The organism is Lewinella sp. 4G2, from assembly GCF_001625015.1.
Classification (GTDB): Bacteria; Bacteroidota; Bacteroidia; order Chitinophagales; family Saprospiraceae; genus Neolewinella.
Genome location: NZ_LVWJ02000019.1, coordinates 214,453 through 238,095 on the forward strand (window position 1 = coordinate 214,453; position 23,643 = coordinate 238,095).

The 23,643-nt window shown below is 57.0% G+C and carries 16 protein-coding genes; 6 read left to right on the forward strand and 10 right to left on the reverse strand.

From position 1 onward, the window contains the following. The first annotated feature begins 80 nt into the window (after window positions 1-80). Complete coding sequence (locus tag A3850_RS17885; RefSeq protein ID WP_068220401.1) at window positions 81-2,411, forward strand: prolyl oligopeptidase family serine peptidase; 2,331 nt, start codon at window positions 81-83, stop codon at window positions 2,409-2,411. Between the two features lie 68 nt (window positions 2,412-2,479). On the opposite strand, the gene A3850_RS17890 is transcribed toward A3850_RS17885, so the two are convergent. The 3 genes from A3850_RS17890 to A3850_RS17900 form a co-directional block, all read right to left on the reverse strand. Beyond that, a complete protein-coding gene (locus A3850_RS17890) occupies window positions 2,480-2,911 on the reverse strand; it encodes an FKBP-type peptidyl-prolyl cis-trans isomerase (RefSeq protein ID WP_068220404.1) in 432 nt (143 codons plus the stop codon). A gap of 166 nt (window positions 2,912-3,077) precedes the next feature. Further along, window positions 3,078-4,673, reverse strand: a complete 1,596-nt coding sequence (locus tag A3850_RS17895) for a DUF2828 family protein (protein WP_068220407.1) — start codon at window positions 4,671-4,673, stop codon at window positions 3,078-3,080. Window positions 4,674-5,935: 1,262 nt separating this feature from the next. After that, window positions 5,936-6,472, reverse strand: a complete 537-nt coding sequence (locus A3850_RS17900; RefSeq protein WP_068220409.1) for a DUF3575 domain-containing protein — start codon at window positions 6,470-6,472, stop codon at window positions 5,936-5,938. A gap of 155 nt (window positions 6,473-6,627) precedes the next feature. On the opposite strand from A3850_RS17900, the gene A3850_RS17905 reads away from it, so the two are divergent. Further along, entirely contained in the window at window positions 6,628-7,938 is a 1,311-nt protein-coding gene (locus tag A3850_RS17905; RefSeq protein WP_068220412.1) for an ATP-dependent RecD-like DNA helicase, read from the forward strand. Between the two features lie 201 nt (window positions 7,939-8,139). Here A3850_RS17905 and A3850_RS17910 read toward each other — a convergent pair whose 3' ends face one another. After that, a complete protein-coding gene (locus A3850_RS17910; protein WP_068220417.1) occupies window positions 8,140-8,559 on the reverse strand; it encodes a GxxExxY protein in 420 nt (139 codons plus the stop codon). 543 nt (window positions 8,560-9,102) lie between these two features. Between A3850_RS17910 and A3850_RS17915 the strand changes: the two genes are divergently transcribed. Then, a complete protein-coding gene (locus A3850_RS17915; RefSeq protein WP_197494107.1) occupies window positions 9,103-12,267 on the forward strand; it encodes a VIT domain-containing protein in 3,165 nt (1,054 codons plus the stop codon). 129 nt (window positions 12,268-12,396) lie between these two features. Here the strand turns inward: A3850_RS17915 and A3850_RS17920 are convergent, their stop codons facing one another. From A3850_RS17920 to A3850_RS17930, 3 genes are all read right to left on the reverse strand, one after another. Continuing rightward, window positions 12,397-13,281, reverse strand: coding sequence for a YicC/YloC family endoribonuclease (locus tag A3850_RS17920; protein ID WP_068220423.1), 885 nt, complete (start codon window positions 13,279-13,281; stop codon window positions 12,397-12,399). 62 nt (window positions 13,282-13,343) lie between these two features. Further along, window positions 13,344-14,372, reverse strand: coding sequence for a UDP-glucose 4-epimerase GalE (galE, locus tag A3850_RS17925; RefSeq protein ID WP_068220426.1), 1,029 nt, complete (start codon window positions 14,370-14,372; stop codon window positions 13,344-13,346). A 45-nt stretch (window positions 14,373-14,417) separates the two neighbouring features. Beyond that, window positions 14,418-16,199, reverse strand: coding sequence for a hypothetical protein (locus A3850_RS17930; RefSeq protein WP_068220429.1), 1,782 nt, complete (start codon window positions 16,197-16,199; stop codon window positions 14,418-14,420). A 68-nt stretch (window positions 16,200-16,267) separates the two neighbouring features. On the opposite strand from A3850_RS17930, the gene A3850_RS17935 reads away from it, so the two are divergent. After that, entirely contained in the window at window positions 16,268-17,350 is a 1,083-nt protein-coding gene (locus A3850_RS17935; RefSeq protein WP_068220433.1) for a trypsin-like peptidase domain-containing protein, read from the forward strand. On the opposite strand, the gene A3850_RS17940 is transcribed toward A3850_RS17935, so the two are convergent. Continuing rightward, on the reverse strand, window positions 17,347-18,126 hold the full coding sequence (locus A3850_RS17940) for an alpha/beta hydrolase (protein ID WP_068220436.1): 780 nt from the start codon (window positions 18,124-18,126) through the stop codon (window positions 17,347-17,349). The two genes, A3850_RS17935 and A3850_RS17940, sit on opposite strands and share 4 nt — an antisense overlap. Before the next feature lie 40 nt (window positions 18,127-18,166). Then, window positions 18,167-19,819 carry a glycosyltransferase family 39 protein gene (locus tag A3850_RS17945; protein ID WP_157501427.1) on the reverse strand — a complete coding sequence of 551 codons (1,653 nt, stop codon included), beginning with the start codon at window positions 19,817-19,819 and terminating at the stop codon, window positions 18,167-18,169. Window positions 19,820-20,020: 201 nt separating this feature from the next. Here A3850_RS17945 and A3850_RS17950 point away from each other — a divergent pair, with 201 nt between their 5' ends. Next, window positions 20,021-21,130: an OmpA family protein gene (locus A3850_RS17950; protein WP_068220442.1), complete on the forward strand. Its 1,110-nt coding sequence runs from the start codon at window positions 20,021-20,023 to the stop codon at window positions 21,128-21,130. A 779-nt stretch (window positions 21,131-21,909) separates the two neighbouring features. On the opposite strand, the gene A3850_RS17955 is transcribed toward A3850_RS17950, so the two are convergent. Further along, window positions 21,910-22,626: a polyprenol monophosphomannose synthase gene (locus A3850_RS17955; RefSeq protein WP_068220445.1), complete on the reverse strand. Its 717-nt coding sequence runs from the start codon at window positions 22,624-22,626 to the stop codon at window positions 21,910-21,912. 177 nt (window positions 22,627-22,803) lie between these two features. Between A3850_RS17955 and A3850_RS17960 the strand changes: the two genes are divergently transcribed. Beyond that, window positions 22,804-23,643, forward strand: a complete 840-nt coding sequence (locus A3850_RS17960) for a hypothetical protein (protein ID WP_068220449.1) — start codon at window positions 22,804-22,806, stop codon at window positions 23,641-23,643.

Below are 23,643 nucleotides of genomic sequence, written 5' to 3' on the forward strand. Positions count from 1 at the left end.
CCGGTAGTGCCGGCCCCCACTATTTTGGGCCACGGCGAACCCCTTATGCACACCCCACGACGGATTACCGCTTTGTTTAAATGACTTACCAAACCCCTTCCCCCGCCATTGCTGATCTGGTTAACCTCAAACCAGACCCGCTGATGCTCTTCGGGCCCGACCGCAAGCACATCATCTTGGCGGACCGGCCCAGCTTTCCTTCCATCGAAGAATTGCGGGAACCCAAGCTCAAACTGGCCGGGCGATTAATTAACCCGGAGCGCTTTACGCCCCACGGCCGGCGGGGTTACTTCTCCCCAAGAGTGCGGACACTTGATACGGGAGAAGAACGCGAATTTCGGGGTATACCGAACGGCGCCTACTTGCGCTACATTAGTTGGTCCTCGAATGGCAAGCGGATTGCCTTCTGCCTCGTCACCCCTGGTGGATTGCAACTTTGGTCCTGCGACCTCCAAGACTTGGAGTGCCGTCCCCACGGAGCCGCGGATATCAACAACAGCCTCGGCGGCTCCCCATTTGATTTTGTGACGGATCACACCTTCCTCGTCAAGCGCCGTATTCCGGGAGCGGTTCGCCCCGCCACGGATGACGTGACGACCGGCCCCATCATTCAAGAAACGAGCGGTAAGGAAGGCAGTAACCGGACTTACACCAACCTCCTCCAAACCCAGGCGGATGCGGACCAATTCCGCTACTTCAGTAACGCCCAGATCTATTTGGTGGACGCCAACGCAGGGACGGAGACGGCCTGGGGTGAACCTGGCATCATTGCCGGGCTTTCGGCCAGCCCCGACAAACAATACTACCTGGCGACCTACGTGCGGGAGCCCTTCAGTTTCAACGTCCCTTACGACAAATTTGCGGACCGGGTAGAGATCCTCGGCGCGGACGGCCACCGCGTAACCGTCCTGGATGAGCGGCCGGCCATGGAGCACCTTCCGCCGGCCTTTGGCTCGGTCATCACCGAACGGCGGCGCTTTACGTGGCGCAGCGACCACCCCGCCCAGGTCTACTGGACGCAGGCTCTTGACGGCGGTGACCCACGGCAGGAAGCAGAGTTCCGCGACCAACTTTACTACCAGGAAGCCCCCTTCACCGGGGAGCCCGTCGCGAGCGTCAAGTTGCCTCTCCGTTTTGGGGCCATCCGCTGGTGCCGGGGCGACCTCGCCCTGATCGTGGATTGGAGCTGGAAGGAACGCCGGCAAATCACCCGCCGGTGGTGGCCGGACGAGCCCCAGCGCGCCACCGAGATCATCTTCGACCAGAACTGGGAGGACAATTACAACGACCCCGGTAATTTCGTAACCGTAGCGAATAAGCAGGACCACGTCGTGCTCCTCACCCGCGACGAAGGTCAAAAGCTAGTTCTGTTCGGTAGTGGCCACGGGCCTGAAGGTTCCCGCCCCTACATCGATACCTACGACCTGGCGACCGGAGAAATGGAGCGTTGCTGGCAGAGTGCCCCACCCTACTACGAACGCCCCCTCTTCTTCCTGGACCGCCATCCGGACGAATTCATCCTCGCCCGCGAAATGAAAACGGAACGGCCCAACTTCTTCCTCCGCCACCTGCTGACGGGTGAGGAAACCCGGCTTACGGACTTCACCCACCCCTACCCCCAACTGCGGGATGCCAATTTTGAAAAGGTCCATTACGAGCGGGAGGACGGCGTAAAGCTTTCCGGTGACCTCCATACGCCCCAGCACTTTAAACTGGGGGAGGATGCCCCGCTCCCGATCCTACTCTGGGCTTATCCCCAGGAGTACAAAGACGCCGAGAACGCCGGACAGGTGACGACGAGTCCGCACCAATTTACGCGGATATCGCCCCTGGCTCCCCTGCCCTTCCTGGCGGCGGGTTTTGCCGTCTTCGACGATTTCGCCATGCCCATAGTCGGGGAAGGAGACGACGAACCCAACGAAACCTTCATCGAGCAGGTGCAGATGAACGCCCGGGCCGCCGTCACCAAGCTGGTGGAAATGGGCGTCGCCGACCCCGACCGCATTTACGTCGGTGGCCACAGCTACGGCGCCTTCATGACGGCCCATCTGCTGGCCCACACTGATCTGTTTGCCGGCGGTATTGCCCGCTCCGGCGCCTACAACCGTACGCTCACTCCCTTTGGTTTCCAAGCGGAAGAAAGGTCGCTGTGGGAAGTACCGGAAACGTACGTGAAATTATCCCCCTTCGTCCACGCCGACAAGATTGAAGCGCCGCTGCTCCTCATCCACGGGGAGGAAGACTCCAACAGTGGCACCTACCCGGTGCAGAGCCGGCGGATGTTCAAAGCGCTGAATGCGCTGGGGAAGAAAGCCCGCCTTTGCATTCTCCCGTACGAGGACCATTCCTACGCGGCGGAGGAGAGTATCCTGCACATGTTGTGGGAGATGGAGGAGTGGATGAAGGGGTAGTATTTAGTGTGAAGTCTGTAGTCTATAGTCTATAGTCTATAGTTCCAAGCTGTCCTGTCAATTATATCCTACACCAGCTCTACGTAGAATAGTAGCTCCGCGCCGCCAGGTATTTCTGGAGGGTAGCCATCGCTGCCGTAGCCCAAAGCTGGTGGGATGAACAGCGTCGCCCGATCACCACGGCGCAACAGGCCGATGCCAATGTCCCACCCACCAATCACCTCGCCGGTGCCCAAATGGAAACTAAAAGGCCGGCCGGAGGAGAAGTTTTCGTCGAACACCTCCCCGGTGCGGGAGAGCATACCTACGTACAGCACCTGGGCGCGCTCCCCACGGAGCAACTGCCGCCCTTCTCCCCTTTCGTGGATGAGGTAGCCGAGGCCACCCGTCGTCCGCTTCGGCTCAAGTTCTCCGGACTGGTAATCAGCGCGGACGGATTCGGCGTAGGCGAGGACTTCCTGCCTGCGGGCTTTGGTGCGGGCGATCTGTTTTTTACTCATGGCCCGTAAAGATAAAGGCCCGGTACACGCGCGCAGCCCTAAACGACGAAAAGCGTGACGGAGGCTTTCGCTTCCGCCACGCTTCATCGTATCAACCGGTGGCTACGGAGCACGCTTAGAGTTGGAAAGAACTGATTACAAGTGCTGTGGTGCTCCTTTTTTGGTCCTAGCCAACGGCTACCAGATTCAGCACTTCCTGGTCCAGCACCTTGACCATACTTTCGTAGGGAGTGGGTGCGGCTTTAATGGTGCTAAATCCGCCATCAGCTCGTTCATTCGTGTTAGCCACGCTTTCATCTTTGCCCAGTAAACTGGAGATGATCGCACCGTCAAATCCACCGATCAGAACGACGCCCTGATCGTCCATTTTAGCGGGAAAATCCTTGGTGCGGTCGGTCACGTGCCACCAGACGATGCGGATATCGGGCAAACCGACGGCCCGCAGCTTACGCATGGCAGTTTCGTAGTTCGTAGCCGTGTTTCCGCTTACGGGGTTGAATTGCATATCCGAAACCACCAACAGCGTAGTGGGAAAATCGGAAATGGGTACGCCGGGAGACTCAAGACGTACGCGTACGATCTCGTCGATTACCGACTGGAAGTTCGTGCTACCCCAGGCCGTCGTGGCCTTCCGCAGCTGCGTCACCTTGTCGGAAAATGTTCCGCTCAATTGCTTGACGCGGGAATCGTTATCGAACATGATCACGTGATCCCGAAAAGCACCCTGGTTCAGCGTGGAAAAGTAAATACCCAGGCTGATGCAGATGTCAAAAGCCGTCGTATCCGCCACGCGGGTACCCATCGAGCCAGAGGTATCGAGGGCGCACCAGACGTTCTCGGTCACGTCACCGTCCTGTCGGGCCAGGGCGATGAGGCCGTCGAATTGCTTATCGACCGTCAACCGTTGTGCGGTGGAGGCCTGGTAGCCCACCTGCCGCATCAGTTCGTACACGTAACCGGTGAACTTTGCGACGGGCTGGCTCTTGATCCAGTCCACGTACCGCGCCTCGATACCGTGGCGCTGCAGGGTCGTCAACTGGTCATCGCGGCCCTTACCGTTTACCAAAGTGAACAGCGCGCGGCCGGGGATCGTCTTGAAGTCCAACTCGTCCCACTTTCCGGCGGCCATTTGGCGCTGGAATTCGTGGGCCAGTCCACTCGACTTGAAGTGGCGGTACTGTACGGGCGTCCAACCCAAAAATTTGATCAACCCGAACGCGAACTGGTTCAGCGCGCGGTGGCGATCGTTGTGGGTGTTGGAGCGCGACCGGATGCGGGGAACGTATTTAGCCAGCAATTCCCGGTGGTAGTCGTTCGTCAGACCGGCAGCGATCAGTTCGAATACTTCCTGGTGGTTCAGGGCAGTCACCGTTTCGGCATGCCACAGGTCTTTCCAGGAGCCCACGGAGGGCACGAGATGCAGGTTAGCGGAGAGTGCAGCGGGGTGGCGCTCGGCCAGGAAGCGCAGGGCGGAGCGGAATTCGCTGCGGTTACCCTGGCCCTTCTGTACTTTTTCGGTCGCCACGAAACCATTCACCTTCCGGGTGATCATCCGGTTGTAGAAGATCACTTTCAGCGTCAGCTCGGGGTTTTCGGCCCAGGCGGCGGCGAGGTCCGCGAATACTTCGTTCAGTTCCCGGTTGCGGGCGGTGGCGGACTTCGTAAAGTAATCCAATACGGCGCTGCCGCTGGTGCTGTGGGAGATTGCACCATTTTCCGTAGTGGTGGGGCGGCCCAGCAAAGTTTTCAGGAAGTTATTCATGGTGAGTGGTGATTTAAAAGTGAATAAAATGGGTACCGACGGAACACACGATGTGCTTACGGGCGAGTTCACGTAAAAGGTTACGGCTCCGACCCGTCCAATTGATTGATTGCTGAGGGGTTCCTGCTTGGGGGTTTAGGTATTTAATTCGGCAGAATGCACTTTACGTTTGAAGTTTTTAAGTGCTGTGGCATTCTTGGTCTTATATATTTAGATAAATCATCACACCCGCGGAACGCACTGTACGGATTCGAACCGGAGTGACCAATTTTGGAGTGCTGAGGCGTTCCTATACCTCCGATAGTTGACAGAAAGCACGAGGCGTCGGGTGATCTAATCCCGTTGGAAATAGCGAGTGCTGAGGCTTTCTTTACCGGAGTGAAATATCACCTCGCTAACCAACTCACCCGATCGAGGCTTGTGGTTTTAGACGCTCGGTAATAATTCAACTACTGATGTTTTGAAGTATCTAAATAGTTGCGCGGTGCCGGAAGAACGTTTCCCTCTTTTCCCGTGCTGATACAAAGGTGCAAGGGATCTACGCAATGGTTTTGCGCAGTAAAATTTGTTTTCGTCGTCGGACGATTCACCGGTTATTTCCGACAGGAAATGATCGGCATCGTCCGACGACTGTGTGGGCACGGCAGCGCCTACCAATTCAAGAGGGGAGATCAACAGTGATAAATTACTACCAGCACTAAAAAGTCGTCGGACGAATCTGCTATCATCGCTTTGCGACGACAGCAGTGAATTGTCCGACGACTGTACGGGTAATATGGCTTCTATTAAGAAGATATCAGAAGCGCCTATTAATCAAGAGGGAAATATAATAGTAAAAAATTACTACAAGCACTAAAAAGTCGTCGGACGAATCTGCTATCATCGCTCCGCGACGACCGCAGTGAATCGTCCGACGACTGTACGGGCAATATGGCTTCTATTAAGAAAATATCAGCAGCGCCTATCAATCAAGAGAGAAATACAATAGTAAAAAATTACTGCAAACACTAAAAAGTCGTCGGACGAATCTGCTATCATCGCTCCGCGACGACAGCAGTGAATCGTCCGACGACTGTACGGGCAATATGGCTTCTATTAAGAAAATATCAGCAGCGCCTATCAATCAAGAGGGAAATACAATAATAAAAAATTTACTACAAGCACTAAAAAGTCGTCGGACGATTCACTGCTATCATCGCTCCGCGACGACAGCAGTGAATCGTCCGACGACTTCCCCATCACCCTGCACCTGCGGCAGCGCCCTAGAAACGGTAACCGCCAATAATACCCAAGCGGATGTCCATTAAATTGATGAGGCCGAAGGCGCGGCTGGCTAGTTCGCCGTCGCTTAGAAATAAGGACGCGCCAACGCCCGCGTTTAATTCAATTAAAATACCGCTGGGTAATATCCATTTATAACCCGCTAACGGGCCAAGTACGAGACGCGTGCCTTTAGCTATTTGGTCGGTGGCCTTTTCGGTGGCCCGGACGGATACTGCCTTACCATAAGCGCCAACGAAAAACCGATCCGCACCGTACTCCGGCGAAACGTAGTACCGGCCTTCGGGGATGAAACGGGCGGCGCGGTAGCGAAAGGCGCCATCGGAGATATTAAAATTCGTTGTTGCGTAGGCGAGGCCAAGGGATGCCGAGAAATTCGGATCAATCATCACGTCCCCCGCCACGTTGACACCGCCGGTGAGGAGGGAACCGAGGTTAAGTTTTGCATCCACCTGCAATTGTGCGGATAAATTCAGGTTGAATAAAAATAAAAGGGGAAGAAGAAAAACACGCTTCATGAGGGGGGAATTAGGGACAAAATATGCGGCTGACACCAGTGTTCAGCACGTACCGCAGCGGCTGCACAAAGAACGCACTTATTGGTCGGGCAGTACGCGAATTACGACAACTTTAAGGGCCTCGCCTTCCGCCGCAAGTCCTTACCTTCGGCGATATGGATCAACCCACCGGCCTGCAACCCCTCGTGCTTTCGGACGACTTCAACTACGCCCTGGAAAGGATGGAAGCCGGCGCCAACCTGTTCATCACCGGGCGGGCCGGGACGGGAAAATCTACCCTCCTACAGATCTTCCGGCGAAGTACGAATAAGAACGTCGTCGTGGTGGCCCCCACCGGCGTGGCCGCCCTGAACGTGGGGGGGCAGACCATCCACAGCCTCTTCGGTTTCCCACCCAGGCTGCTGCAGAAGAAGGACGTGCGGCCAAATCGCCGCTACAAACGCCTCTTCCTTAATCTGGAAACCTTGATCATCGACGAGATCAGTATGGTGCGGGCCGATATGATGATGGCCATCGATTACGCGCTGAAGATCAATCGCGACAGTGGCAAACCCTTCGGCGGCGTGCAGGTGATCTTTTTTGGCGACCTCTACCAGCTCCCCCCCGTGGTGAGCACGAACGAGGAGCGCCACTGGTTCAGCCTGCACTATTCGAGCGCCTACTTCTTCGCGGCGCCCTGCCTGGATTACATCGATCTCGAAATGATCGAATTGCAACAGGTCTACCGGCAGGACTCGACCCACTTCCTCCGCTTACTGGAAGCCATCCGTAATGCAACCATGGATTATGAGGAACTCGAAAGCCTGAACGAGCGCTACATCAAAGACTTCCGGCAGGAAGAGGGGGATAACTACCTCACCCTCGCCGCCCGCAACGCTACCGTTAATCGTATCAATTCAACCGCGCTCGCCGAGAATCCTAACCCGGAGATGCTCTACATCGCGAAGGTATCTGGCAGCTTCAAAGAGAGTCTCTTCCCCGTCCCCGCCGCCCTCAAACTAAAGGTTGGCGCTCAGGTCATGACCGTCCGCAACGACCCGGACCGGAAGTACGTCAACGGTACCATCGGGACGGTAAAGGAATGTAAGACCGAAAGCGTCATCATCACCGTCAATGAGGACGGCAAAACCAACGACATCGAAGTCGCTGCCGAAGAGTGGGACATTATTCGGTATAAAGCGGACGATACGGATATTACCAAAATTGGAACCGAGACGATGGGGACGTATACCCAGATCCCCGTCCGCTTGGCTTGGGCGGTAACGATCCATAAATCCCAAGGCAAGACTTTTGATAAGATCATTATTGATCTGGGTAAGGGAGGTGCATTTGAGCACGGGCAGACGTACGTGGCTCTTTCGCGGTGTAGGACGTTGGATGGAATCGTCCTCCGTAGGCCGTTGACGCCGCGGGATGTGATGATTGACCCGGCGGTGGTGGAGTATTATGAGATGATGAGGCGGTAGGGGAAGTCGTTTGTTTGCCTTCGGCAAGGTTTCGCAGGAGCGGGGGAGGTTGGGGAGGCCTGCGGCGCTTTTGTGACATTAACTACATAGCTATTTCGCAGGAGCGGGAGAGGTTGGAGAGGCCTGCGGCGCTTTTGTGGGCTCACCAGCATAGCTATTTCGCAGGAGCGGGGGAGGTTGGGGAGGCCTGCGGCGCTTCCGCTAAACAGCAATCTTTGTCGTTCTCTCTCTTCCTATTCTACGAATGTTATTTTTCAAATAACTGCAGTTGAAATTAACCAGAAGACCGGCATCAATCTCTAAGAGATTTAGATAGGTCCGGAGTTGCATATAAGAGACTGCGGGTATTTTCTCTACGGATTTTATCTCAATTACTACTCGATTCTCCACGATCAGATCTGCACGAAACGCTTGTTCGTTCGAAACGTAGTCATTATTGAGATAGATGGTCTTTTGCCTCTCAACGAAGAGCCCCCGTTGAACTAGCCGACCTTCAAGCGTAGCTTCGTAAACACTCTCAAATAAACCAGGACCATACATATTGTAAGTCTGGTACATCTCGTGAATTATCAATGAAGTTAAATCGTCAATTGGTAAATGAGCGTAATCGCTGGGCTTCATGCTGTTTCATTTAAACTACAATAATACGCTTAAATTAAACAACAACACAATTTGTTTTACACCATGCTTCATGCATTAATAGCGCCGCAGGTCTCTTCAGCTCCCCAACTCCTGCGAAAATATAGCCTCCATCTGACAGTAGGGAACGGGCCAAATTAGTAGAATGGGCCACCTAACGGCGTGCCATCGCTACGCAGGCCGGCCCTGCGGGACGGGCAGTCACGCAGCGCCGCAGGCCTCTCCATCTCCCCAAACTCCCCAACTCCTGCGAAAATATAGCCTCCAGCTGACAGTAGGGAACGGGCCAAATTAGTAGAATGGGCCACCTAACGGCGTGCCATCGCTACGCAGGCCGGCCCTGCGGGACGGGCAGTCACGCAGCGCCGCAGGCCTCTCCAACTCCCCAAACTCCCCAAACTCCTGCGAAAATATAGCCTCCATCTGACAGTAGGGAACGGGCCAAATTAGTAGAATGGGCCACCTAACGGCGTGCCACCCCACCCCCCGTGCTTTGTGGTACACAAAACGAAAATGTACCACACCATGAAAAACTTATTGCTCTTCCTCCTCCTCTGCCTCGCCGGCCACTTCGCGTTCGCGCAAACGGCGTTTGACGATCCCAAAACCGGCAGCCCCTACTTCCAACTCGACGTGGAGGGCGCCAAGTTTCCGTTGCACGCCACCAACGCGGAGGTCAACATCAGCGGGGTGATTGCCGACGTTACCGTTACCCAGACTTACGTAAATGATGGGAGCGAACGGCTGGAAGCCACCTACGTCTTCCCCGGCTCCAACAACTCGGCGGTGTACGGGATGACGATGATCATCGGTAACCGCCGCATCAAGGGGGAAATCCAACGGAAGGCCGAGGCACGGGAGACTTACGAACAGGCCAAGGAAGAAGGCAAGCGTGCCAGCCTCCTGGAACAGCACCGGCCCAACGTCTTCCAGATGAACGTAGCCAATATCCTGCCGGGTGATACGGTGAAAGTGGAATTGAAGTACACCGAACTCATCGTACCCACCAACGGGATTTACTCCTTCGTATACCCCACCGTTATGGGCCCGCGCTACGTGAGCCCGAGTGAGGATGCCGAAAGCTTTACGGCCCAACCCTACCTCAAATCTTCCGTACCGACCTACGACTTCGGCCTGAACGTCTACCTCAACGCCGGTATGCCCATCACGACCGTCGCCAGTCCCAGCCACAAGGTGGTGACGACGCGCTACGAGGAAGCCGTGGCCATTGACCTCGCCGGTTCCGAAAGTAAGGGAGGTAACCGCGATTTCGTCCTCAACTACCAACTCCAGGGCAAGGAAATCCAGACCGGGATGATCACCTTCGAAGGGGAAGACGAAAACTACTTCCTCTACATGGCCCAACCGCCCGCGGAAGTGGCGGAGGGTGATTACCCGCCCCGTGAGTTTGTGTTCGTCGTCGACGTATCCGGCTCCATGAATGGTTTCCCACTGGACGTAAGCAAGGAACTACTCACCAACCTTGTGGCCCAGCTACGCCCGGTCGATCAATTCAACATCATCCTCTTCGCGGGGGCCAGCGATGTGTGGCAGGACCAATCCGTCGCCGCCAACCAGGCTAACCTTCAGGCGGGGCTCAACTTTCTGCAAAGCGCCCGTAGCGGCGGGGGCACCGAACTACTGCCGGCCCTGCAAACGGCCTACGCTCTCCCCCGTTCCTTCACGGGTTTGAGCCGCAACATCGTCATCGTTACCGACGGTTACGTGGGTGTGGAGCCGGAAGCCTTCGACCTCATCCGTACGAATCTAAATAAGGCCAACGTCTACAGTTTTGGGATCGGCTCGGGCATCAACCGCCACCTGATTGACGGGATGGCCCGCGTCGGTCAGGGCCGCCCAGCGTACATCCTCGACCCCAGCGAAGCGGAGGCGGAAGCCGAGCGTTTTCAGGAGTACATCAGCGAACCCGTGCTTACGGAACTCAGCCTTGATTTTGGGGATAAATTTGCCGCCTACGAAGTCGAGCCCATCAGCATTCCCGACGTCAGCCGCGAGCGCCCCCTCATTGTTTTTGGCAAGTACCGCGGCAAAGCCCGGGGCAAGATGACGCTGACCGGTTACGGTGGCTACGTCGGCCTCAAAGCGACGGGTGGCCCGACCGGACTGCAGAGCATCGCCAACCCAACCGAGGCGGACTACCGCAAACAGGTCTTCACCTACAACTTGAAGGACGCCAAGAACAGCGAACGTCACGCCGCCCTGGCTCAGTTGTGGGCGCGAGAAAAGATCCGCCGTCTGGACGATTACAACGACCTCAGTTACGGTGGCGACGACGCCTTGATTGAAGAAGTCACCGAGCTTGGCCTGGCCTACAACCTCCTCACTCAGTACACCAGCTTCGTCGCGGTAGAGGAGCTGATCGTCGCCGATCCGAATGACCCAATGCAGACCGTTGCTCAGCCCCTTCCCCTGCCCGAAAACGTGGCGGCTACGGCCGTCGGTTTTGACCTCGGTGTTATGGGCATCGCCGGTCTTCCGACCGAGGCTTCCACGGTGGTTTGGCACTGGTCGATCTTTGCGCTAGGGGCGATCATCCTGTTTTTAATTGGATACCGCGTTATCCGCAAAAAAGGCTGGCCTCCCTTCGGCGGCTTTGGTGCCGGGCGGGATCTTTCGGCTACGCTTCCCATCCTGTTACTAGCCTTTTGCTTTGCATCCTGCGACAGCGCCCGTATTGATTTAAATACGACTACCGATATCAAATTAAATCAAACGGAAGGCCAGAAGATCACCTTTATTTTGGGTGAGGACGAAGGCACGAACGCCTATTACGGCCGCGCCGCCGAATATTTCCGCTGGCACCCCGAAGAAGGTGGTGAGACGGTCATTACCGATATGCAAAGTATTGCCGAAGTCCGCAATTATTTGGCGCTGACGCAGGTGCCCGGTGGATGGGAAAAGGTAAACATCGTCGTCCACGGCAACCAGTGGACCGGGCTAGCCACCAAGCTGGAACCCACCAGCCAGGAAGCGCGGGTGACGAGCAACCAACTCGCCAATTGGACGCCTAAAACCCGGACCCACCGCGGAACGATAACCGACCAAACCGAGATCATCGTACACGGCTGCAGCGTGGGTAAGGACACCGCCCTGTTGCTCCAACTCAGCCGGGTATTCGCCGGACGCGACGGCGCCTACCCCACCGTTACGGCCTCCGAAGACTTCACCCTCTTCCGCGAAGGAGAGAACGGCGTGGAGCGGCGGTACGCGGATTACGTTTACCGCGCCACGCCCCTCGGCAAATACCCGCTGCCCAAAGTAATGGCCACCCGCCTCCGCCGCCAGCACCCCGATAAAAAAGTGGATTGGGACGCCGCCCTGAGCAACAACCGCTTTACCGAAGACCTAGTTCCCCACCTCTACCAGTTCAACGTCCCGGTCCGGTGGACGCGCGTCTACCCCGAAGCCGATGCCGTGGCCGACCCCGAAGGCACCGAATCAGAAACCGAATGGTTAGCCGGAGAGCAACAACTGACCCAAACCCTGGACAAAATGGGCCTTACCCCCAAACAATTCCTCTGGGATTTCAGCAACGAAGACTACCAACTCGCCGACGGTGGCACCCTCCCCGCCATCACCGCTACTGGCGTCGCCCGGCTCTTCTGCGTCCTTCTACCCCGTAGCGTGGAGGAAGGGACGGAAATGGTTTCGTTGCGGTGGAGTTCGTAGGCATGGAACTGAGGGCATTGTGTCCTCCACCAAAGCACTAAAAACTAAAGCACCAACGAGATTACTATGTTGGTGCTTTAGTATTTTGGTGCTTTGGCCAATTCTAGTCAAAGACTTCCCTACGTCCCCCTAAGCCACGTTCGCCAACTGCTCCTTGATCATTTCCAACTGCTCCTTCATGTTAACGACGAGCTTCTGAATTTCCGGAGAGTAGCCCTTCGCGCCCAACGTGTTGATTTCCCGGCCAATTTCCTGGCTGATAAAGTTGAGCTTGCGGCCCTTGACGTCATCGTCGTTGCTCAGGATCTCAACGAAGTAGTCGCAGTTCTGGGCGAGGCGGACCTTTTCTTCGTTGATGTCCATCTTTTCGAGGTAGAAGAGGACTTCTTGCTCATAGCGGTTCTTATCCACGTTGCCCCGGCCGAGGTAATCCGCCAGGTGGCGTTCCATACGGTCGCGGACGGACTGGATGCGCTGCTCTTCAAAGTCCTCGACACGCAAGAGCAGGGACTTGATGGTATCACAGTTATCCTTCAGGTCGGAGGCCATCGCCGTTCCTTCCTGGGTCCGGTATTCATTGAGGTGTTGGACGGCGGCGGTAGCGGCGGCTTTGACTTCCGCCCAATCTTCATCCGTGATCCGTTCGCTGGCGCTTTCTACGACGCCGGGGATGCGGAAGAGAGCGGCGTACAGTCCGCTTTCGTGGGTCGTGCCGTCGGTGCCGGCGGGCAGGTTTTCCGTGATCTCGGTGTAGAGCCGCCGCAAGAGGTTGGTGTTGACGCGCACGGCGCCCCCACCCGATTCATCCTTGATCTCCACGCTGACGTCCAGTTTACCCCGCTTCACGGCGTCGAGGATCTGCTTGCGCAACTTCACCTCGTACTGGTGGAGGGTCAGGTTGGCCCGCAGCCGGAGGTCGTTCTGCTTGGTGTTGAGCGACCGGATCTCGACGGTATAAGATTTATTATTAGCGTCGTGAGTGGCGCGGCCGTAGCCGGTCATGGAGAGGAGCATTCGTGGGAGCTTAAGTGGTGGCGCAAGGTAGGGCTTTTGGCTTCCCCGATGTTAAGTGGGAATTATCCCGCCTTATTGGCTTTTGTTTCCCAGGCCCAGGCCGTCCGCATGATCTCGTCTACCCCGCGTTGGGGTTCCCAGCCTAGTACTTCGGTAGCTTTCGTGCGGTCGGCGTATACGGCAACGACGTCACCGGCTCGGCGCGCACCCAGCTCGTAGTTGAGTTTTACGCCGTTCACCTTTTCGAAGGCTTCGATGACTTCCAGAACGGTCAGTCCGTCACCAATACCCAGGTTGAAGAGATCGATGTTGCTTTTCATCTTCTCCCCCATCACGTATTCGAGGGCCAGGGTGTGGGCCCGCGCGAGGTCCTGCACGTGGATGTAGTCGCGCACGTTCGAGCCGTCGCGCGTGGGGTAGTCGGTACCGAACACCGTCATCTTATCGAAGGCGAGGTTGCCGGCGGCGACGCCCGTAATGACTGGCACCAGGTTCGAGGGTGGGTTAGAGGGGTCCTCCCCGATCAGTCCACTTTCGTGGGCGCCGGCGGGGTTGAAGTAGCGCAACAGGATGGCTTTAAAATCCGGCCGCGTTTTGCAGTAATCCGAGATGATGTCCTCCCCCAGCTGCTTGGTCATCGCATAGGGGCTTTCGGCCGTTTTGCGGGGGGTGTCTTCCGTTACCGGTAGCTCATCGGCATTGCCGTAGACGGAGCAACTGCTGGAAAAAACCAGGTTGCTGTTCCCCTGTAGCTGCAATCCCTCAATGACGTTGAGGAGTGAATTCAGGTTATTGCGGTAATACTCGAGCGGCTTATCGACGCTCTCCCCCACCAATTTATAAGCCGCAAAATGGATGGCTCCCGCAAAGTCGTGTTCCGCAAACATAGCCAGGGTGGCGTCACGGTCCGCCAGGTCGACGTCGTAGTGCCGCACGGTTTTCCCCGTGATGGCCCGAACGCCTTCCAGGGCGGCGGGGCGGGAGTTGTGGAAGTTATCCGCTACGACGACTTCATAGCCGGCTTCAATCAGGTCCACTACGGTGTGGCTGCCAATGTATCCGGCGCCACCGGTCACTAAAATCTTTTTCATCTGGGTCTTTTTTTCGGAGCTAGCAAATGTACACTGCTCACCCCATCAGTCGTGGTGCAATTTGATCTCATTTTCCGGGATGGCGATCCCCATGCGGGCCATCAGCGCCGTCGCGTTGAAGCTGGTACAGACGCCGGGGTGGAGTTTGTAGTCAAAAACCAGGTCGTCCCCGCGGGTCTGTACTTCCATGGCGTAATTTTCTACGCGGCTACCGGGCTCGTTTTCCAGGGCGGCCAGTTCGAGGTCGTGGGTAGCAATGATGCCGGCGCCACTATCGCGAATCAACTGGCGGATGAGCGCGCGGGAGCCCGTGTGGCGGTCCCGGCTGTTCGTCCCCTTGAGGATTTCGTCCAGTAGGAAAAACACGTGTTGCTCCCGGTCCGCCACGCTTTTGATGATGGCTTGCAAGCGTTTCAGCTCCGCGTAAAAGGAGGAAGTTGATTCGCTTAGGTCATCCTGGGTACGCATGCTCGTCCAGACTTGCAGGGGGCGCTGCCGCAGGTGCCGGGCACAGACCGGAGCGCCCGCCTGCGCGAGCACCAGATTTATCCCGACCGTCCGCAACCAAGTGGACTTCCCCGCCATGTTGGACCCAGTAACGAGATGGATGTGCCCGTCCGTCCGCATATCGATATCGTTGGTGACCCGGCCGGCCGGATTGAGCAACGGGTGGCCCAGGCCGGTCGCCCGCAAAACGGGTTCCGTGCTGAACTCGGCGTCCACCCACTCGGGGTGGTTGAAACGGAGGTTGGCCCAACTCACCCAGGCGTCCACCCTGGCGATGGTATCGAGCCACCGTGGAAGGGCCTCCCGGTGGTCTTCGCGCCAGCCATCGAGCTTCGTCAACCACTGCATACTCCAGGCACCACCCAATTCCACCAGGATGGCGAAAGGGTTATTCCGGACGTCCAATTGGCTGATGTAATAGGACAGTTTTTTTAGTGCGGGAACGGAGCCACTTAGGTCCTCACTCACCCCTTCCCAGGTTTGGGCGTGGCCGAGGAGGTCGCCGTACTGCGCCAGCAACTCGCCCATCTTCGCGGTGTAGGCGTGCTCCGTGGCGATGGCATCACTGTACTTTCGGAAGAGGAGGATGGCCGGCAGGAAGCCGAGCGCTCCCAGGTACCAGGGCGTCAGGAAAAACATCCCCACCAGGGAAGCTACCGTCAGGATTGGGATCAGGTACAGGAGGCTGCGGTCCAGCCCACTTTTTACGACGGGTTCCCGCGTCAGCCACTCCCGCAATCTGGTTTGGTGGCCGGTACTGTCTTCGAGGCCTTCCCCCAATGTTCTGAATTCTATACACCAGTCGGGGCGCTCCGCCAGGTCCTTGCTTTGCACCTGCGTCAGCGCCCGAACCTCCTCCGGTTGAGGACTGAGCAAGGCCTCCGCCAGTAACTGCCGGCCCGGCGCCGTGACCGTGCGGTTGAGGAACTGGAAGAGGCTGTGGGGACCGAAAATATCGAGATCGAGCGCGTAGGGATGCTGCGGGTCGAGCAATTCGTCGCCCCCGTCAAACACCCGGAAGTCGTGGTTGAGGGCACCGATCTCGCGGTCCGCCAGCGTAGCTCGCGTCCGAGCGAGTTCGGCCGCGCGCTTCATGGCGTCGTGCTTTTTCACGAGGAAGTAAGCTTTGACTACAAAGATGGGCAGGGCGATGAAACCCAGTAAAAAACTGTGGCCAAACGCCGCTACGACCACCACGAGCAGGGCCAGAATGACGACCAAACGGACGATGGCAAAGCGGTCGTAGGCCCGGCGCGCTTCGTCGTGCAGGGCGGTCTGCTCCCGCCGGAGGTCTTCGTAATAGGTTTTTGCTGGGGACATGAAAGCAAAGATAAACCCACGGGCGCAGCGGGTGCCCACGGTGAACGCCCGCTTGCCTATCTTTCGGCATGCAATCCGACTACGTCATTCAGGTGGCTACCCCCTTCAGTACCGGCACCGGCGTGTACCTGCCCGACCTTGGCCTGGTAGTGACGAACGAACACGTAGTCCGCGACAATGCCAACGTGGTGATCGGCAGTAAATTGATCGAGGAGCAACTCGCCCCCGTAGTTTACCTGGATGCCTATTACGACCTAGCCTTTCTGCGGCCAGCAACGCATATTGACCTGCCCGAACTAAAGATTGCCATCTCTCCTCCCGGAGTCGGGGAACCCGTCGTCGCCATCGGCCAACATTTCGGCCACTCCCTCCGGACGAGCAACGGTGAGGTGCTGGAACTCGGCCACGAACACCACGGCATTCCCTTCATCCTCCACGATGCCTGGCAGGAGGCCGCCCACAGTGGTGGACCACTTTTCAATGCCGCTGGCCACCTGGCCGGCATCAATATGTACGACATCCGCGAGGGGAAGGGCCGCGCCCTGAGCCTGCCGGCCAGCTTCCTGCGGGAGTGCCTGGACCGTTTTGCCGAAGGCGAGGGCAAGAGCGCCGCCCGTTGCTTTAACTGCCATAAAGTGGTGTTTGAGGTGATGATCAACCCCAAGGGCCACTGCCCGAATTGCGGGGAGGCCATCGTCCTGCCGGATATGTTGGAGGATTATTCCCCGACCGGCATCCCCGCCACCGTGGAAAAGATCATCACCCACGCTGGCCACGATGCCCGCCTGGCTCGCCGAGGCCCCAGCCTATGGAACATCCGCCAGGGCAGCGCCATCATCCAACTGGCTTACCATGAGGATAGCGGCTTGGTCACGGGAGACGCTTATCTATGCTCGTTGCCGGACCTTCCTTCAGCGGAACTTTTCGAATTCCTACTCAAGGAAAACTTTAAACTGGAGCAACTCACCTTCAGCACCTACGGCCGCGACATCATCCTGAGCCTCCTTATTTACGACCGGTACCTGACGGCGGAAACGGCCCTTCCCCGCTTCGAGCACCTCTTCGAACGGGCGGATCACTACGATAATATTCTCGTAGATCGCTACGGTGCCGAGTGGTTACCCGGCGGCGCGACGGTGATCAGCGACTAACCGACCTTAATAAATTCTTCCACGGTTTCCCGCGCTACGCCGCCGAACATCCAGCGGCCGGCGTCCAGGTGTCGCCCCCCTTCGAGGTATTCCAGGTCGGCTTGGTGGCCCAGGGCCCGCAGTTTTTCCAGGAAGACTTCCGAATGGGCGGGGGCGACCACCGGGTCGATCGTCCCATGCAGGAGTTGCCACCGCAAAGGGTGTTCCGGGTGGGGTGGCTGGACGACCTGAATGGCATCCACATCCGCGTAGCGCGGCAGCAAGAAACGACCACTCCGCAGCAGGCCGAGGGATAAGGGGCCGGCACAGAGTAATGCCCGTTCGGGCGCAGCGGACCATCCTGCTCGTAACCAGCGTTTTGGCTGGGTAGCCAGGACGGCCGCGAGATGAGCACCGGCGCTGATTCCGCCGACGTGTACTATCGCTTCCGGACCGGCTTTGTTAGCAAAATGAGACACGGCGCTCCAACAATCCTCCACGATCCGGTGCAGCCCCACCATTGGTGGCCGCCGGTAGCTGGGTAGCACTACGGTGAACCCCTCCCGTAGCCAGGGAATGGCCGCCGGGGTAAAGGTCTCCGGTTTACCGAAGGTCCAGGCGCCCCCGTGAAAGTAGAAGGCGTAGCGGCCGGGCCGGCGCAGAGTTTCGTCGCGGTTCCGTACCACGATCGCGTATTGCCGCCAGTGTGGCCCATAGGCGACCTTGGTTTGGTGCACATCCATCGTAGCCTGCGCTTCGCGGCATTTTGCCCAGTAGCGGGGGAGGTTCAGGAGCATGGAGTGGGTTAGATGAGTCCTTACAATGCCTAAGCGCAGGTTAGGGTTCCCGCACGTAAAAGGAGAAACCTCCTTCCGAACGGAGCAGGATGGCGTCGGGCACCTCGCGAAGCACTTGTTCCGTCACGCGCAACGGGCTGGCAAAAAAGAGCGGCTTGGTGATCTTTTCGTGGAAGCGGCACTGTCGCTCCTGGCAACCTTCCGCGTACCGGTCCGGCGGCAGTTCCGCGAAATAGTAGTGGGCGTAGGACTTGTAGTAGGCCGTCCCGACGTAGACATCCCGTCCCGCCAGTTGCCGAAAAAATTGGGTCGGTGCGCCCTGGCTGTAAGTCTGCACGCGGGGGACGATAGTATATAAGGATGTCAGTAGTAGCAGCGGCGTCAGGAACAAGAGGGCGCTGCCGCGGGTGCCAAGTAATCGGGACCGGGCCGCGGCAGTGTTAGGACCGGCCCTCCGACCGAGGACCCACCACGCTACTATGCCGGCCACGCCCACGATGGCGGGAAGGAAGGTGTACCAGGGCCATTCAACATTGAGCTCCAGCCGGGATACCAGCTCAGCATCTTCGACAAAATGGATCCATTGCGGCACGGTCTGCCCGAGGGTCGGTACGGCGATTGCAATGATGGTGTACAGTAGCCAGGTTCCTAGCAAGCCGGTTGCCACGGCCCTGCGCCAACCTTTGATCAGGATGCCTTCCCCCAGGGCACGGGCGGCGAACCAAGCCAGCGGGAAATAACACAAACTGGAGTAGTGCACGATCTTGGTGTTGACGATCGAAAAGAGGATCAGGACAATCCAAAAGAGTGCGCGCATCCCCCGGTCCGTGGCGGAGGCAAAGACTTGGCGCCGAAACAGGGCCGGCAGGGCCAACCAGGCCGCCGGGAAACAACCCAGTAACAGGACGATGACGTGATAACCGGGGAATCCACCGTGGCCGGCATCCTCCCGCAAAAAGAGTCGCCACTGGTAGGTGATGAATTCCCGGGCAAAAACGCCCCCGTCCTGTTGCCAGACCAAGCCTACCCAAATGGCCATCGGAAGCAGCGCTAGGAGGCCCGCCGCACCGTACGCCAACAGCCGCCGGGGACGGTCTTGAGGCTGGCTAACGAGGAGGACGCTCCACAGTAAAGCAGCAATCAGCAGAGCGACGGGACCTTTAGTGAGCACCGCCAGCCCCAGGAAGAGGCCACCCTGGCAGATGGCCCTCCAGCCACTTGGCTGGCCCCGGTGGCTTGGCCACAGACCCAGTAAAATGAACAGATTGTACCAGGGGTCGATGATTCCAGACTGAAAATAGAGCAGTGGCAGGAGGCTCCCGCCGAGTAGCCACGGCCAGGATTCACTGCCTTTGGGCCGCGCGCGCCGTCCCCATCTGGCGAGCAGGATGATGGTGATCACTCCGGCAATAAGATTGGGAAAGCGGGCGCCACGTGGTGAAGCTCCAAAAATTTTTGTGCAGAAGGCCTGCATCCAGAAAAAAAGTGGGGGCTTTTCGTGGAAGGGCGCGTAGTTGATCTGTGGTGCCAGAAAGTTGCCGGACCGGCTCATTTCCCGGCTTACTTCGGCGAAGTTGAGCTCGTCCCAATCAAAGAGGTAGAGTTGGTTCGTCCCCAAAAAACAGAGGCCCGCAACTACGGGAAGTAGGCTGGCCAACTGAAGGGGCAAATTGCGTGGTAAGGGGCGGCTCACGGGAAGCGCAATTTACGGATAAGTAGTACAAGTCACGGGAACCGAAAACGGTTTAAAAAACCTGACGAAAAAACGTCATATAAGTTGCAGTTAATCAGCAAATCTCTTGATAGCTTGTATATTTGTAGTGAACATAGGCACTGGTTTGCCTCTTGTATAATGGTAACTTTCAAATAAACTTTACAAATCAACAGTTCTCCTATGAGATTATCTCTTACACTTTTTGCAGCTCTTGCCATTGGCGCGACCAGCGTCCAGGCTCAGCAGCTCCCCTCTAATCCTGATCCGAACAAGTGTTACGTTCGCTGTGTAACGCCTGACGTTTACCAGACCGAAACCGTTCGCGTTCAAACTCGCCCTGCTTACAAGCGCCTTAGCGTAGTTCCTGCTACCTACCGCACCGTAACTGAGCGTGTACTCTCCAAAGAAGGTTACAAGCGTTACGAATTCGTTCCCGCTACCTTCCGCACCGAAACCGTTACTTACCAGTCTCAGGCACCCGCCAAGAGCATGAGCGTCCAGCCTGCTTCTTTCGCTGATGCTAGCGAGCGCGTACTCATCAAGCCAGAAGTCAGCAAGTGGGAAACTACTGCTTACGAAGGTTGTGAGTCTGACGATCCTAACGACTGTCAGGTACTGTGTTACCGCACCTACGAAGCTGAGTACCGTACCGTTCCCGTTCAGCGCCTCGCTAACGACGCCGGTTCTACCTCTTCCGAAGTTCCCGGTAGCAACTCTACTTACACCAAGCAAGTAGTAGCCACGCCAGCACAGGTCCGTGAGATCGACGTTGAGCCTCAGTACGAGACCATCACCAAGCGTGTCGTCGACCAGCCTGCTTCTGTAACTACTCAAACTGTAGAAGCTGAGTACACGACCATCACCAAGGAAGTACTTGCTTCCAAGGGTGGTCTGAGCAGCTACGAAGAGATCGACTGTGAGTTAACCAGCTACAGCGTTCTTCCTATCCAGTACGAACTGGGTTCTGCTGCCATCACTGCTTCTAGCCGCCGCGTCATCGACGATCGCCTGTTGAACCTCCTCCGTGAGCGTCCCAACATCCGCATCCAGCTGAACGCCCACACCGACAGCCGTGGTTCTGCCGCTTCTAACCAAGACCTCTCTGAGCGCCGCGCCAAGTCCGTTGCTGACTACCTCGTTAGCCGTGGCATCAACCGCCAGCGCCTCGTAACCCGTGGTTACGGTGAGAGCCAGTTGAAGAACCGTTGCGCCGACGGCGTAAACTGCTCCGAAGCTGAGCACCAGGTTAACCGCCGCACGGAGTTCCGTGTACTTAACATGGACATGTAATTCAGTTACCACCGCGGTTTCTCATGAAATCGCCTATGTTCAATGAAAAGCCCCCAGCCTCTTTGCGAGGTTGGGGGTTTTTCTTTTTGGGACGTTAGATGTTGGATTTTAGATTTTGAGACGGAATACCTTGAGCCTACTCCAGGTACGTCGACCTTTAGGTCGACGCCTGAGACGTCTCACGTTCATTTGTTCTTCTCGGCTCCTGGTTCCAGACCGGGTTGCTCTAGATTTCCAGGTAATTCTTTCCAGTCTAGCACATCTTTTGTGACCACCACGCAGTAGCAGCGAAGCGCAATGAAGCGAAAGTCTTGTCCTATGACCATGGCTTAACGCGATTTGTTAATGGCTCGCGAGCTCCAGGTCGGGTTTGATGGGTTTAAATCTTGATAATTTTTCTTCTCTACCACTTCTTTTGTAGCCAAAAGAAGCAAAAGCTTTGTCCTGTGCAGGTGGCTTAACGCAAAATTTCTTCGGATTGCCTAAACGCTGCAAACTCGCTCAACGATCTGTTTTTCAATCTCCATCTTCAGTCTGCATTATACTTCGGTTCTAATCATCAACAGCATCAGCTCGAACAGTGCAGCGTTCTTAACGCCAATCCGAAGAAATTTTACTACCACCTGCAAGGGACGGATTAACCACCACGAGCCATAACCATTACCACGGCTCAAGGTATCCCGTCTAAAATCTAACGTTTAAAATCCCTCACTTAAAATCATTACTACGATCAAGGGACGAATTGACTACTGCGAAATTTAACCGTCGCGTAGATCCACCTAACTGCCAAATCGCAAACTCAAAACCCCCTTGATCGCCTCCTTCACGATCGAACCGTGCATTTTACTCGCACCCAGCACCCGATCGGTAAACGTGATGGGGACTTCCACGATCTTGTAGCCCAACTTCCACGCCGTGTGCTTCATCTCGATCTGAAAGGCGTACCCGATAAACCGGACGGCGTCGAAATCAATGGCCTCCAGCACCGGGCGGGTGTAGCACATGAAACCGGCGGTGGGGTCCTTGACGGGCATCCAGGTGATGGCGCGGACGTACACGGAAGCGCCGTAGGAAAGGAAGCGCCGGTCAAACGGCCAATTCTCTACCCCTCCGCCGGAGGTGTAGCGGGAACCAACGGAAACGTCTCCCCCACCGGTATGGCAAGCATCGCGCAGGCGTAGCAGATCTTTCGGGTTGTGGCTGAAGTCGGCGTCCATCTCAAAGAAATAGGCGTAGTCGGCGGATTTTTTCAATCCCCAGCGGAAGCCGTCGAGGTAGGCCGTGCCGAGACCCAGTTTTCCGGCGCGTTCCAGCAGGTGAAGGCGGCCGTCAAATTCTTCTTGCAGCTGGCGAATGATGTTAGCCGTACCGTCGGGGGAACCATCATCTACGATGAGTAGGTGGAAGGGGAAGGGCAGCCCAAAGACGGTACGTACCATCTTTTCAATGTTTTCCTTTTCGTTGTAGGTAGGAATAATGACCAGGCTGTCGCTCAAGGGAAAGTACTTTAAACTAATTGGGGTAAAGATACTAGCGCAAGCGGGAATACAGCATAGGCCCTCCCCTACCAATTCTACTAGCCACCAATGCCATTTGGGCCTGCCGTTCGTCGCCGGCTTACCCCTTTCGGGATGGGCCAGACGAAGTCCACCAAATCTTCGTTCTTTGTCCCTATGCACGTACGTTTTAACTCTTCTACCTGGCGGATGGCCCTCCCGGCCCTGCTTGCCCTCTTCCTCGGCACCCGCGGCAGCGCCCAGGGGCCCATCAGTGGATTCCCGATGGCGAAAGGGAAAGCTGCGATTGCCCTGACTTACAGCACGGACAACTACGATACCTACCTGCTGCCCGACGACGTGGAGGAAGCGCGGGACATCGAAACCCTGAGCTACAGCTTCTTCGCCGAGTGGGGGATGAGCGACCGAGCCAGCCTCGTCGCTACCCTACCCTACATGCAGACGAATGACGGCGACGGTAGCCTGCAGGACGCCGCCCTGTGGATAAAATATATGAACCTCGACCGCCGGGGCGAACGCTTCGCCCACCGGTTTTTCACCGCCGTGGGGCTGAGCACGCCGGTGGGTGACTACGAAACGACGACCGTAGAAGCCATTGGCCAGCGCGCGACCGTGTTTCAGGGACGGTTAACTTACCAGTTTCAGCACGACGCCGGGTGGTTCGTGCAGGCCCAATCGGGGATTGATTTTCAGTTCGCGCCGGAAGCCAGCTCTTCGTGGCCGGTGCTGTTGCGGACGGGCTACGGCGCCAAGTATTTCTACGTCGAGGGCTGGTACGAATTCATCACTGCGTTGGAGTCTGGCAGTGGGCTACAATCCGCCACGGCCGGCACCGGCTCGAGTTGGCAGCGGGTGGGGGTGACGGGCTACGTCCCGATCACGAAATGGCTCGGCGTTTCGGTGGGTGGCGCCTGGGTGACCAGCGGTAATTTCATCGGCAAAAGCCGGCGCGTCAACGCCGGCGTAATCTTCAACCTCAACGCGGGGAAGGAATAG